Consider the following 14,148-nt stretch of genomic DNA (forward strand, 5'->3'; position numbering starts at 1 on the left):
CCATCTAATACCATCGCTACTATTTTGGAAGGTTCAGGGACTTCATATGTTGATTCTGAAAAGATTTTCGAATTCCCTTTTGCTGAAACTCCATTCCACCCCATTCACTTACATTTTTTGTAATTACATAGTAACATATTCGCCAAGTCTATTTGCTTATGATTTCCCCCAAGGTTTGATCAAGCACCGGATATTGAAAAGTAAATCCCTCTTCCTCTAGTCTTTGTGGAATCACCCACCTGCTTTTCAATACAAGCTCGGTTTCCGTTCGAATGATAGCCGAACCGATTTCAAGCATCCACTTTGGTGCAGGCAGCCCAAAAGAACGGTCTGACTTTTCCCGAAGAAGGCGCATAAGTTCTTCGTTGGTGACTGGATTCGGCGCTGCACAGTTGAAGACTCCTTCTAACTCTGGATTCTCTTTTAAAAATAAGCAGATCCGGAAGAGGTCTTCCACATGAATCCAACTGAACATCTGCTTTCCAGAACCCTGAGGCCCTCCAAGTCCGAATCTAACCAAGTTTTTATAGGGGGTCATCACACCGCCTTCTTCTCCTAACACAATGGCTGTACGGAGAGCGGCTTTTCGCGTATTCGGGGTTTGGAAGGCGAAGAAATGGTCTTCCCAATTCGTAGCTACATCCACGGAAAATCCATTCCCAATTTCTCCTTTTTCTTCCGTCATCGGACGATCCTCCGCGTGACGATAGATGGTAGCCGTACTTGAGTTCAGCCAAACTTCTGGTGGATGATCGCATTTCTGAACCGCTTCTCCAAGGATATTCGTTGTTAAGACTCTAGATATCATAATCTCATTTTTGTTTTTAGCGTTATAGCGGCAGTTGACTGACTTTCCTGCAAGATTAATGAGCAGGTCCGCTTTTTCAAGCGCCTTTATGATACCCGCTCGATCCTCCCAATGGATGTACCCTTGACTTCTGGAGATGACGTTCACTTCATATCCAAGATCCTTGAATCTCTTTTGAAAATGTTCTCCTATAAACCCGGTTCCCCCAGCAAGGACTACTTTTTTCATAACAAAAAACTCCCTTCCTAACGTACACTCCTCTTCTATCCATTCTAAGGAGTCCCTATTTATTTGTACAATTTTCCAATGCAAGTGACCTGGACCAGGACACCACTGACCTCTACCTGCCTGCCACGTACCTCCAGGTCGATGACAGAAATTCCCTTCACGTCTATACTGACAATAGAAAGACAGACAGGGAGGCAGAGGGAAAATGAAACTGATTGTGGATATCAATGAAACGTACGAAGAAACGAAGGTGACCGTAGAGTGTAAGAAGGTGGATCCATCCATTAGAAAAATCCTGGATGCATTGGAGGAAGAAAAACAAGACTTGTTGATCGGAGATAAAGAGGATCGTCAGCATCTCCTCAAGCCCATAGACATGGATTATTTCTACACAGAAAGAGAAATCGTCCATGCCGCTCATAAGGATGGACCCTACAAATTAAAAGAAAAGCTTTATGAGCTGCAAGACACACTGCCTTCACACCAGTTCATCCGCATTTCGAAATCCGTCCTCGCCAATTTGTACAAAATCAGTCACTTTGAGCCCTCTTTCCATGGCACACTGGTCGTTCATTTTCATTCCGGCAGCAAAGAATACGCATCCAGGCATTATGTAAAAGAAATTAAAAACACGTTAAAAATGAACAGGAGGAAAGAAAAATGAAAACATTTCTATTCAGAAGCATGGTCGGCATTTTCTTTGGTGCCTTTCTCGCGATTCTCATGACTTTCGCAGTTATTTGGTTCGGAGATGTGCAAACACTTTCGGGTAATGCCTTTATCCGAAATTCGCTTGGCAGTATGTTCTGCGGCTGGTTTTTCTCTGTCACGCCTTTGTATTTTGAGATGACTGGACTCAAACTATGGCAGCAAACCCTTTTACATTTCATCACGGTCTCTCTGCTCTATTTCATCATCAGCTTCGGCATTGGATGGATTCCTTTTCAACTGACGACCTCCTTGCTGTCGATCCTGTCGTTCTTGCTCATTTACTTCTTCATATGGATCGGCTTCTACCTTTATTTCAGGTCCGAATCGAGGAAGTTGAATGAAGAACTGAATCAACTCCCATAAAAAAAGACTCGAACCTATGGATGGGTTCGAGTCTTTTCAATCAGGAAGAAGTAGCAAGCAGCTCCCCATCTTCTTCATAATGGTCGAGCACAGCATCGACATAATAAATATCTCCGTAACAAGCATCATACTGTTCGGCTTCTTCACGAATACAGCTGTATTTCCCTGTATGTTTTAATTCTTCATATTTCATTGATGAAAATTCGATAGCCAATTCCTGCGTATATTCCCCGCCATTATTCATCACAAAATCAATGAACCCTGAACCAAAATTATACGATTGAAGCGCTAGTTTCACATCCCCATCGGACTGTTCCAACGTTTTTGCGAAATAAGCCACCCCCTGTTCGATGGACTGCTCAGGATTTTCAATACAGCCGACTTCCCCACAATGAGATTCTGACGCCTGCATTGGATCGTCCCCACGCCCACCAGACTCCTGCATCATCAAAGCTAGCAAGATATCCTTGTATTCACCGATGCCTTCCTCTTCTGCGTATGTTTTGACTTCATCTTCATACTGGAGGACCTGCTGGGGAAGGGACGGTTCTTTTTCTTCGACCGTTGTCCAGCTGCTCATGATTCCGTCCCCCAACTGACTTTTCATCGTGAAAAAAACGAGTCCGAGCAGAAAGAGGGGGAGAAGGAAGGTTCCCCATGAGCGGCCTTTGTTTCTATGATTCTTTTTCGCCACCCCTTCTCCCCCTTTCTTCGACTAGATTCTATCAATATCTTATCATGTTCCAAGTCAAATGGCTTTGAACTTGCATGAAAAGAGCCGATTCAGGAAGAGGTGATTTCAAAACTACTTTCATAAAAGGAATAGATCCATAAAATCATTTCATAAATCAGGGTGACCGCTACGACCCATCCCCACATATATAGAAACCATTGCTGGAAACCGGAATAGACGGATGTGTATGCTGGACTCTCCAGCATAACCATTGTAAACGCATAAAACATCCCAAACGTAAAATTCCTCGACCATTGACTCACATGGTATGTGAACACACCTTGATTCCACCCGAGTTTTCTCACACGTTGGTAGGCCCTTACTAGTTCCATTCCTTCGACTAGGAAAAGAATGACTGTAGCGCACCACCAGATGAATGTGACAAATGAAGAAGGGAAAACGCCTGCAGTAACTGTGGCCAGCCCCGTAATTGACAAGGCCCCATGCAAAATGCAATTGGTATTCGTCCAATCTTCTGTTATGGACCACGCTGTTTTCCTGTAACGAATGATGAGAAGAGCTGAACTGTTTAAATAAAACAGAATCCCTATGATGATCACACTTTCGATCAAAACTTCAGGAATTTCAGGAAAAAGTTTGGACCACACTATAACCAGCGACTGGGTAGACACCGTGGAGAGCAGAATGCCCCCATGGCTATGATGAGATGTTGGACGGTGCCACAGCTTTTTGAAGTTGTAAAGACATAGGAACAAAAAGAATAACCAAAGGCCTGTATTCAAAACCGTTACAATAACAGCCAATAATTGTAATCGCTCTAAATTCTCCAGGATTACTTGGGCGGATACAGACAAACCTGCCACCCAGGAACCTATGACAAAGGAGTTGACAGGGTTGGATAAGAACGGCTTCCAAAACCCTTTTTGCAGACTTTGCCTGATGAGCAGAAGATAAATGATGAGAGTCAGCAGCAGATAAAAAACAGAAACCACAGCTCCATTAGTGAAAAATTGCTGCCAAGCCCCATAAAGAAAGATACCGATGGCCATGACGATGGCACCGGCGGCCGGATTCACGATTTTTTTCTCTTCGTATATCATATCTTTCTACCTTTCTATCAAACGACATTTATCTATTGTAAGTCGATTGATCGAATATGGAAAGAAGAGCAACAAAAAGCCGTCACAAAAAGTGACGGCTAAATGCTTTTCATCTAATGTTTTTCATCTAAGTAGATAAATTCCGGTTCGGGATGGCTCAAAAATTCATGATGCGAGATCGTCCACGCATAAGCTCCAGCATAATCAAAAATCACAACATCCCCAGCCCTTAGTTCTTCCACATATTCACTTTTCACAAGCACATCATTCGGCGTACACAGCTCCCCGGCAATGGTCACTTCCGCCTTTGTCACACCTGGTCTTTCGTAAGGGAGCTCCCATTCTTCGACTGGATGAATACGGAAAGGGTGACTCATTTTCCAAGCAGCAGGCAGCCTGAGGTGGTGCGTTCCTCCCCGGATGAGGGCAAAATGATGATCATGGTTGGCTTTGACATCGATGACTTCGGTCACGTACGATCCTGAAGCTGCCGTCATGAACCTTCCAAGTTCCAGCACTAAAGTCAGTCCGTCCATTTGGGGCTCCAGTTTATGAAGGCCGGAAGCGAACGTGTCCCAATCAAACTTATCTTCCGGGTTCCAATAATTGATGCCGATGCCCCCTCCAACATCGACCGTCCGGATGTCCAATCCGAAACGGTCCCTCCAACTTTTCGCTTTTTCCAAACACATGGACACAAATTGCAGGTGTGCCTCAGCCTTTAGGTTGTTGGACATGGCATGGAAGTGAAATCCTTCTACACTCACATGACTCATCTGCTGCGCTTTTTGTATGATCATCGGTACGTCACGTTCATCCACACCGAATTGAGTCGGAACGCCGGACATCATATGATGACTTTCAGGAACATCACGACTCAAATTGACGCGGATCATGATCGGAGTAACGACCTCTTTTTGTTTGGATAGCCATTCGATGCGGTTTAAGTCATGGAAACTTTCAATGTTCATGGCTTCTACTCCAGCATCGATCGCCTTCTCTATTTCCACCTGTTTTTTTGCGGGAGCTCCGAACAGCACAGGACTTTTAACCTTCTCCAATTCCCCACCTGAGGCAACTTCAAATCCATCGACTAGCGGGGCGAGAGTTCCTAGAATGCGCGGATCAGGATTCGCTTTCACCGCATAAAAAAGCCGGCAAAAAGCCGGGAGACTGCTTTTTATGATTCTCACATGATTTCGCAACTGACCTAAATCATATAGATAAGCACAAATCGGCCCATCTTGCTTTCGTTTTTTATTTTCAATATATTGTTCGATTCTCATGGCTATATCCTCACACTTTCTTCAAGCTAAAGGGTTTGGCACTTCCGTGTAGGCATCCCCTTTACTATTGCTCAGTCTCATTTGGGTCAATGACTTATGCATGACCGTGGGCTGGAATAGAAACGTTCGATCCTCAGCCACCTGGCCGGCCAAATCATCCACCAGGGACAATCGATCCAACTCTTCCTTTACCACTTTTTTGACTTCCACCCAAAAAGTCTTTTCCGGCAGTCCGGAATATTGTACAAGCTGACGGATGATTTCTCCTAAATGGTTTTGAAAGACGGTGTAATACAACTTGTTGTGCATCGAAGAGCGGTCATTCGTCACACTGACGGAATCAGCGGCGAACTTTGGAGAAATCCCTTGTTTCCGAAGGCGTTCTGCATAAACCCTCGCTCCTCCCCAGTCCCGGAAAAAGAAACGGGTCAATCGTCCATTTTTGAACACAGGAAGGCTGTTCTGGAGATGGCCTTCCAATGCCACTCCATACTTGACCATCATCGTCATATAACCCGGGAGCACCTTTTGGATATAATGGCAGAAAAACTCTTTGGCCGCCCGTGTCCGAGTGAAGTGATTATTCGTCTGAAACTCCTGGACAAGCTCATGAAGAATCGTCAAACCACTGATCGGAGACCTGGCGTACAAACTCATTCCAGCAACGGCCACTTCTCCGTTTTCCAAATGTGGGTGGAGAGATTCCCGGATTAACATCGTCAGATTACGGCTTTTTAACCGCTCCTCAGAGTGGAAAGCAGCCCCGCCCCATTCGTTTAAGGGGACAAAGGAACGCAACTGTGGCTCTCTATCTTTGATTTCCCGGATCATTTGGGAGAAAACGGTGGAATTCATCGCTGTCTGTGTAGAGATTGAACGGACGGTCGACGTCATCTGGCTGTTCACAGCAAGCTTCAACACTGGCGCTTCTTTCCTTTTAGGAGCTACCGTCCGGAACGAAGATGTCGCCTCAGCATTTATCGGCTTTGAAGATAACAAGATCACTTCTTCATTTTCGATTTCCTTTTGATAAATCTCAGGGATCGCATGTTCGAACTGCCAGGGATGAACAGGCAAGATCGTGTACAGACTCTCTTCGTATCCACGATCCTTTAACTCCTTGTTGCCTGCCTCAGCGCTTTCTGGAAAACTGGATTCGAACGTTGCTCCTGTACTCCATACCAATGACTTTTTCACGGCTGCCAGGCGGATGGGAAACGTCTGATGAAATTCCGGTGAGTAACGGAACGTATCTTCATAGGTCAAACCAATTTTCGTCTTGGCACCAGGATGAAGATGGTGTCCTTCAACGACAAGCTGTTCAAAAAATAAATGGGCGTCTGCCCCTTTTTTCAATACGTAGTCGATGGAGGTTTCCACATCAAGGTCAGCCGCTTCTGTAAGCACCGTTTGCTCCCATCCCTCATGAAAAGTTAGGGCGAGCGCAAGATTTGCCGTTCCATTGTTCAACTCCTGCACAAATGTGTCCCGGTTTGGATAGTCTTCTTTATTAAACAAAAGAAATACAAGCTCTGCCGCGGAACATACAGAGCGAACCCTCTGTCCTTCCACCAGCAAAGGGACATCCACTTCTACGAAGCGGAACGCCGATTTATTGATAACCGGAAATAAGATTTTGTTCCCCTGCTTTTGAACCAGCAAATACGTACGCTCTTTCTGTAAATGAGAGTCTCCACTTTCAATCATTATTCTACGTAAATAAGCATCACTACCATCCATTATGGTCCCGCCGGAATAAAGATCATCAATGTTTTCGCGAATGATGGAATTCGCGAGCTTCAATAGGATGCCTTTTCTTGATTCAGCGCGACGGGCCCAAAAACGGGCGACATCAGCAGAGTGAACGCTTTTCAGGAATTGAAATGCCTGATCTTCTTCTTTTTGCAAACCAGGATTCCGCGACCTCATACGTTCAGTTAAAGGCAGGATCATTTTGTTTCACCTCTTTTCTTTTGGCAAAAGGATGAGGAATTTCAACATAGAGATTATCGGTATATTGATCGGTCAAACGCATTTTCACGAGAGCCTTCATCTTCGTCGGTTTCGTAAGAATCTCCTCTTTGTCGAGCAAGTCTTTTGTTGGAATTTGTTTATCCTCTTTCATTTGTTCATACGTTTCGCGGATCACCTGCTCAACTTCACTCCACATCTTTTCTTCTTTCACAGATGTTCGTCTAGCCAGTGCAACGATGATCTCCCCTAGATGATTATGGAAAAGCGCATGGGAGAACACATCCAGCAACTCAGACCGATCTTTCGTTAGTAGATTTGTACTTGGATCGATCGGCTGTTGATCGAAATACTGTTCTAAGCGTTCGTTCATGATCCGAATACCTCCGTAATCTCGGAGCACTGCCTTTTTCGGCTTCCCTTTTTCAAAAATGACCACACAATTTTGGAGGTGAGCTTCCATGCTAATCCCGTATTTTGTAAGCAAGGTAAGTATACCGGGCAGCACGGTCTTCGCATAGTCATGGATGAATGCTTCATGTGAAGGATAGGCTGCAGCCAGTTCTTCTACGATCAGCTTCCTTGAAAATGGTGAAGGCGCAAGCAGAGAAGCCGCCGGAACTGCCACTTCTTCTTTTTCCAGGTCACGCTCTGGGTTTTCACGTAAAATCGCCGCCGCATTCTTCTGCAGGAAATTCCGGTTCTCTTCTTCCGCTGGTTTATAATGAATACCGACCTCCTCTCCCATGACGGAAAGGGATTGTGATAGACCCTCATCACGACTGAAAATGGTTTGCAAGAGTCGGGATAAGGTCGGACCGTTTTTTGTCGATGCCGCTGAAACTGTTCGAACCGCGCTAGTCATCTGTACGTTGACAGCAGTTTTGATGTGATGTTTAGACCGATCGTCCAGTGGCGCAAGGGACCGGAACGAAATCAGTGCTGAGGTCGGGATTGTGACTTCATTGATCGGAAGTAGTAATTTTTCTTTCAAGTCATCCTTATAATATCTTGTAATGGTATGTTCCCACTGCCATGGGTGGATCGGAATGATTTCATAGTCTTCCGCAACTAATTCATTTGTTTGACAGACGTGTTGGAATGCATTTTTCAACTGCGGGTATTCTTGCAAAAGGACGGACTTCGTGCTTTCACCATTTTTTGAAGTCATATGATATCGCTCTTTATGAACGAGCAGTGGCAGGACGTCCGGTTTCCCTTGCCATTCCGGTGCATACCGGGCGACATCTTCAGGCGTCAGGCCCATTCTTGTTCGGCTGCATGGGTGAATGGTATGCCCCTGGATGACCCACTGCTCGAAAAAAGTCAGCGGGCTTTTCAGAGAAGCTGCATAAGAGAACGCATCTTCCGCCAGGTTTTCGATTTGTCTTCTTCTATGCTCCGCTACTGTAAGAGCTAGTGCCAAGTTCGTCACACTGTTGAGAACTTCTTTATAAAAATCAGACCGATTATTTCCCGGGAAAAGCAATTCTAAACAAGTTTCGGTTTTATCGACCAGTGATTGGTTATTTTCTAGATCCACAAAGAGGATGTCTCCATTAATATCGATGTGTTGGAATATGTAAAGAGTAGAAATGGGTACGTGAAGTGCTCCATCTTTTACGAAGAGGACCAGCGTATTCCCTCGGTTCCTCCATTCATGGGAAACGACACGCTCCCGAAAAATCGCTTGAATCAGTTGATGTAACGTAAGGGTGTCTGCTCTTTTCACATGTTCTAAAAATGATGATTGATCACCAGGTAATTTCTTTTGTATTAGATTCTTGGCTTCCACTGCGTTCACCTCCGTGGAGGAATAATGTTGTATTGTAAATCTGCCTATTCCCTAAAACAATGAATGATAATCGGACCTACTTGTGTTCATAGCCTTAGCTTACTCCCAAGTCCATGTCCATTATGCTTCTAAAGTTGTTGTATGATTGGTTTTATTTTATAATTGAAAACAGTTATCAGCAAAAATAAAGCTTACAAACGGGAGACATCGATATGAAACGAGTATTTGAACAAATTCAGAACGATCATCGCATCTTTGTTGGTTCTGAGTACAAGGACCGTTCTCATTACAAAGTCGATGATCTCATCCAAAATAAAAAAGCAATGAAGGAATTGTTGGAGATTCAAAAAGATCAACTGGACGCCCCTAATCTTGCCATCACTGGTTTATTGTTCGGAAAGATGTATTCCGTCCTCACGATGGGGTTGTTCGAGACGATGGTTAACCATGGAGTCGTCATTGATGCAGGCCCTGAAATGATTAGTATCGAACTGAAAGAGAAAAATGCAATGAATTATATTGTAGACGAGTCTGCTGTTCACAAAATCGCGGACTTACCAGAAGAGAAAGTAAAAGAGTATATTCATACGTTCATTACTCAGCACTTACAACCATTGTTTCAAACCGTCGCACAAGTGTCCAAGTGCAAGACGACACACATGCGCTCCATCGTCTCTCACAACCTTCATCAACGGAAAGGCACGCTTGTGAAAGACCAAGCAGATGAATGGACAGAAACCGTCTTCCGCTGGTTCACCACCCATGAACTCTTCAAGGAGAACAAGCGGAACCCATTACATTTCAAATTCCGCTTCTACCAGGCGGACAACGGAAAAGAAACGTATGTCAGACGGCACTGCTGCATGAAATACATGCTTCATGACGCAGACAAAGCCAAATGCTGCCCCACATGCCCTCTCATCCCAGATGAAGAACGTGACGACCGCATCAAATAAAGCCCGAGCTCACCAAAAGCTCAGGGCTTATTTTTATGCGTAGTTGGAAAAATAACTGGGATAATATGTATGACCTGGTACACCAATATTTTCCACAACTTCACACTCATCTACAGTCTTTCTATATAAATAATGAAAATCCCCACAGGCGTTTCCTGTGGGGATTTTCATAGGTTAGTTCATTTCTTTATACTTTTTTTCTACCAGTTGGACTAAACGGGAATCATCACTTAGCCCTGAGATATCCTTAAATGCAGCGGTAGGGCCTTGGTCTGAGACTTTACCCTGCAGCTGACTAGCTTCAGGGTCTGCTTCATTTTTGTAGCTCAGTGCAACGGCAATGACCTCTACTAAATGTTGCGGATCCTCTTTCACTCGTTCTAAATATTCTACAGCTGGCCTTACAAGACGATCTTTCGGTCCAAGCTTACGGATTGGAGCACGGCCTACACGGGTAACTTCATCCGACAAGTCCGGGTTCAAGAAACGGTTAATGATCTGGTCAATATAAGCCCTATGCTGTTCCTTGCCGAACCCATACTTCTCAATCAGTACAGCTCCCGTTTCTCGTAATGCGCCTTCCACCTTCTCCTTGACTCTATAATCATCCATCGCATCTTTGATCGTTGAATGACCATAATAACTTCCAAGGTAGGCTGTCGCTGCATGGCCCGTATTGACAGTGAACAACTTCCGTTCGATATAAGGAGTGAGGTCCTCCACATAGGTGATTCCTTCCACTTCCGGCTGTTCTCCTTTGATGGCAGTCGTTTCTACTACCCATTCATAATAGGGCTCCACTTTAACTGTCAAAGGATCTTCATTGTGCTGATCAGGGACGATTCTGTCCACCGCCGCATTCGGAAAACCAATCGAATCTTCCAGCTGATCGTGCAAGGACTCCTCCATATTTTCAAGCACATGCTGTTTCAAAGCTTCCGACCCACCAATCATGTTTTCACATGCAATGACATTTATAGGTCCCGCTTGATCCATCATACGTTTTTCTAACCCTTCCGACAAAAGCTTTGCAATGACGGGAAGAATGTTAGGTCCAACAGCGGTCGTAACAAGATCCGCATGAGCGATCGCTTCCACCACCTCTTGTGCCTGTTTCATACTATTCAATCCGCTCACATTCTTAACTTCGATGGTAGAATCGTCGCCAGCTAGTTTCACTTGGTACTGTTTGCGTTCATTCAATAGGTGTATCAACGCTTCATTGACATCGACAAAAACCGTCTCATAGCCGGACTGATCGAGAAGCGCACCGATGAACCCTCGTCCTATATTTCCTGCACCGAAATGAACAGCTCTCATCTTACTCCACCTCGCTGAACGTCTGAAGAACTTCTTCCTTCGTTTCCGCTTCAATCAACTTTTCAACATTCTCCTCTTCAGAACAAACGATCGCAATCTGAGAAAGGATTTCTAAATGCTCATTCCCTTTACCTGCAATACCGATAAGCAGCTTCACAATGTTTCCGTCTCCGAAATCGACCCCTTCCGGTACAGTAACAACAGAGATGCCCGTTTCATTAACAGATTTCTTCGCATCCTCCGTCCCATGAGGAATAGCTACGAAGTTCCCCATGAATGTAGACGTAATTTCCTCACGCTTCAGCATTTCTTCAATATAAGCTTCATCCACATACCCTTGTTCGTTTAAAATTCCACCAACATAGCGGATCGCCTCTTCTTTTGTTGCCAGGCTCTTGTTCAATTCGATGTTTTCTTTTTTCAAAATGTTTGTAGACATAGTAAAACTCCCTTATCCTTTAGATTTTAAAAATGTATAAAGCTTGTTCGCTATAAAGCGAAGGATTTTTTCTTCATTTTCTGACTCTAAAATCGACGTACACTCTTCATCTTCAATAATGAGAGAACTGATATAACTCAACGTTTCCAGCCCTTCTTGACTTGGTGCTTCAGGTGCGAGCATGATTAGCATCGTCTTCATGGGCATCTCTTCTCCGTCCATTCCCTCTACTTTTAGAGGTTCATTCAGAATATGGACAGAAAAGGAAGGTTGGTCGATGGAAGCACTTCTCGCATGATAAAGAGCAAGGCTGGTCTCCGGGATTCCTAGGCCGCCGATTTTTTCCCGTTCCAGCAAATGATCAACGATAGGGTTCACTTCAGAAACGGCTCCGGACTCTTTCATATGTTGAACGGCTTGCCCCAGGGCACCATCCACATGAGCAGCCTCTATATTCGTCACAAGCAGGTGGTCAAGAACCTTACTTATGCTACGAGCATAACGTCCATAAGCTCCGATTTTCTCTTGAATGGCTTGAAAAGTCTGAGCCTCTCCACCCTTCGGTTCCGTAACCGGCTTCTTCATCTGCTTTGTCACACGTACCCTTCTAATTGCATGTTCGATTTTGTGAATATCCTTTTTAGGTAAGACAGGACTCACCTGTACGTATCCTTCTACATCAACTAGACGAATGGTGGATACAATCAAGTCGTAGTGGGATGTATCCATACCCTTAAGGTCAAACAGCGAATGATGTTCAATTTGTTCAATTTCATTGAATTTCTTTTGCAATTTGGCCGCCAGTATTTTGGCTGTGCCAATCCCGCTGGAACAAACGACAAGCACGTTGATTCCGGCCACACCTTCCATGTTGAGAAGCGCAGATGCAAAATGCATGACGATAAAAGCCGTCTCTTCACGCGGAAAATCCAACCCTGGAAAGACTTCCTGAAGCGATTTTTTCACTTCTTCGAACAAAACTGGATAATCTTCCTCCATTTGATCAGTAAATGAGTTTTCGATATCCATGTTATGCTGCAAACGGTAAACACTAGGTTTCAAGTGAACCACAAGATCATTCAATAATCGGTCATACTCGTTGAAATCCATCCCTACACGCCGGGAAACTTTAGCGATCAGCTGTTTCGCTTTAAAAGCGATGCTCATACTTGATTCTTCAAGCAGAGTATCACGATTGTACCTCGCTTTCGCCCCCATCAAATGCATCGTAATATAACCAGTTTCGGCTTCTGGTATAGAGAGTTGAAACGCATCAGCTAATTGATCGATCAAACCTTCCGCAAAAGAATACTCTTTCGTAGATCGAAGCTTTTCCAGCTGTGTTTCATCGATATGAATCTTTTCCCCTTGCTGCATACGCTCAATCGCTAAAGCAAGATGCACGACCAACGCGATGTAAGCACTATCTGCCAGAGGATACGATAAATCCTTCCGCAACTCATCCACGTGGTGTTCGATAAGCGCAAGCGTTTCTTTATTTACGATATCCAGTAGCTGTCCGGATAAAGAATCTTCAACCGCTTTATTCCCTTCCTGGATGTTCTGCCTCACCATGGAGAAAAAATCAAGCTCGTTCATATGGGTCATAATTAATTGGCTGATGGCTTCTCGGATCCCTGATTCTTCGCCAACCACTTCGACGCCATAGCCTCTTTTTCTAACAAGCTTCAACTGAAAGTCCTTGAGGTGTTCTTCAATCTTATCGAGGTCATGACTGATGGTTGCGACCGTGACACCGAGATCATTCGCAATCGCCACCAGCTTGACAGGTCCACGAGTTTCCAAAAGCTTAGATAAGATCAACACATGTCTCTCTTCCGGCGTATAATCCACCGAGGCTTGCTGTCTTAACTCCATTTTCAGCATTTTCTTCTGATCCACAGGCCCTTTCACCAAAAGGACCCCCCCAGATTCTTTCTCGAATGACAACTCCCTTGCGGCCAGGATATCTTCCATCCCTTTCAAATCCCGATGCACTGTTCTTGTGCTGATATCGAGTTCTTTGGCCAATTGTTTCACCGTCACTGGATCTTCCTGACCAAGCAGGCGATCTAAGATCTTCCTTTCACGGCCCGTCACATACATCCCCGATCCACCTCCTTCAAGGACAAGATTTAATAACTATTGTTTCTATACTTCTATGATATGTTGCATCGTAAGGGTTTTCAATGATTAGAAAAGTCATCTTCGTCACACGATTCGTGACAAAATTTAATAACCACTCCTTGTGGCAGAACCGCGCCATCCTTGTGTGACGGTGGAGGCTCACGCTCTCTTTACATTGGGAAGCCCGTAACTTCATTGGGAGCTATAAGATTATAGGCTCTTTAAGTTATCAGTGGCTGCGGGACATTTATCAGTGAGTTTTCATGATTTATCAGTGACTTTGGAACTCCTATCAGTAGCTTTTAGTCATTTATCGGTGACTTTTTAACTTTTATCATTATCAGATAAAC

12 protein-coding genes are annotated in these 14,148 nt (G+C 44.4%); 3 read left to right on the forward strand and 9 right to left on the reverse strand.

Features of this window, described 5'->3' with window-relative positions:
* Positions 1-148: 148 nt before the first annotated feature.
* Complete coding sequence (locus GLV98_RS11105; RefSeq protein WP_160915088.1) at positions 149-1,036, reverse strand: TIGR01777 family oxidoreductase; 888 nt, start codon at positions 1,034-1,036, stop codon at positions 149-151.
* 205 nt (positions 1,037-1,241) lie between these two features.
* On the opposite strand from GLV98_RS11105, the gene GLV98_RS11110 reads away from it, so the two are divergent.
* Entirely contained in the window at positions 1,242-1,700 is a 459-nt protein-coding gene (locus tag GLV98_RS11110; protein ID WP_160915090.1) for a LytTR family DNA-binding domain-containing protein, read from the forward strand.
* Positions 1,697-2,110, forward strand: coding sequence for a DUF3021 domain-containing protein (locus GLV98_RS11115; RefSeq protein ID WP_160915092.1), 414 nt, complete (start codon positions 1,697-1,699; stop codon positions 2,108-2,110). Before GLV98_RS11110 ends, GLV98_RS11115 begins: the two co-directional genes overlap by 4 nt.
* Before the next feature lie 40 nt (positions 2,111-2,150).
* Here the strand turns inward: GLV98_RS11115 and GLV98_RS11120 are convergent, their stop codons facing one another.
* The 5 genes from GLV98_RS11120 to GLV98_RS11140 form a co-directional block, all read right to left on the reverse strand.
* Entirely contained in the window at positions 2,151-2,804 is a 654-nt protein-coding gene (locus GLV98_RS11120) for a lysozyme family protein (protein WP_337193745.1), read from the reverse strand.
* Positions 2,805-2,893: 89 nt separating this feature from the next.
* A complete protein-coding gene (locus GLV98_RS11125; protein ID WP_160915094.1) occupies positions 2,894-3,904 on the reverse strand; it encodes a hypothetical protein in 1,011 nt (336 codons plus the stop codon).
* 113 nt (positions 3,905-4,017) lie between these two features.
* Complete coding sequence (locus GLV98_RS11130) at positions 4,018-5,190, reverse strand: type III PLP-dependent enzyme (protein ID WP_160915096.1); 1,173 nt, start codon at positions 5,188-5,190, stop codon at positions 4,018-4,020.
* A 21-nt stretch (positions 5,191-5,211) separates the two neighbouring features.
* Positions 5,212-7,143: an IucA/IucC family protein gene (locus GLV98_RS11135; protein ID WP_237417113.1), complete on the reverse strand. Its 1,932-nt coding sequence runs from the start codon at positions 7,141-7,143 to the stop codon at positions 5,212-5,214.
* Positions 7,124-8,956, reverse strand: coding sequence for an IucA/IucC family protein (locus GLV98_RS11140; protein WP_160915098.1), 1,833 nt, complete (start codon positions 8,954-8,956; stop codon positions 7,124-7,126). The genes GLV98_RS11135 and GLV98_RS11140 overlap by 20 nt, the downstream gene beginning before the upstream one ends.
* Before the next feature lie 212 nt (positions 8,957-9,168).
* On the opposite strand from GLV98_RS11140, the gene GLV98_RS11145 reads away from it, so the two are divergent.
* Positions 9,169-9,912, forward strand: coding sequence for an IucA/IucC family C-terminal-domain containing protein (locus GLV98_RS11145; protein ID WP_160915100.1), 744 nt, complete (start codon positions 9,169-9,171; stop codon positions 9,910-9,912).
* 174 nt (positions 9,913-10,086) lie between these two features.
* Here the strand turns inward: GLV98_RS11145 and GLV98_RS11150 are convergent, their stop codons facing one another.
* Genes GLV98_RS11150 through GLV98_RS11160 form a run of 3 tightly spaced genes read right to left on the reverse strand, consistent with a single transcriptional unit; the run spans position 10,087 to position 13,777 of the window.
* Positions 10,087-11,232, reverse strand: coding sequence for a mannitol-1-phosphate 5-dehydrogenase (locus GLV98_RS11150; RefSeq protein ID WP_160915102.1), 1,146 nt, complete (start codon positions 11,230-11,232; stop codon positions 10,087-10,089).
* A 1-nt stretch (position 11,233) separates the two neighbouring features.
* Positions 11,234-11,671, reverse strand: coding sequence for a PTS sugar transporter subunit IIA (locus tag GLV98_RS11155; RefSeq protein WP_160915104.1), 438 nt, complete (start codon positions 11,669-11,671; stop codon positions 11,234-11,236).
* Between the two features lie 12 nt (positions 11,672-11,683).
* A complete protein-coding gene (locus GLV98_RS11160) occupies positions 11,684-13,777 on the reverse strand; it encodes a BglG family transcription antiterminator (protein WP_160915106.1) in 2,094 nt (697 codons plus the stop codon).
* Positions 13,778-14,148: the final 371 nt, after the last annotated feature.

Origin of the sequence: Halobacillus litoralis, from assembly GCF_009856415.1 — a bacterium.
Taxonomy (GTDB): domain Bacteria; phylum Bacillota; class Bacilli; order Bacillales; family Halobacillaceae; genus Halobacillus; species Halobacillus litoralis_C.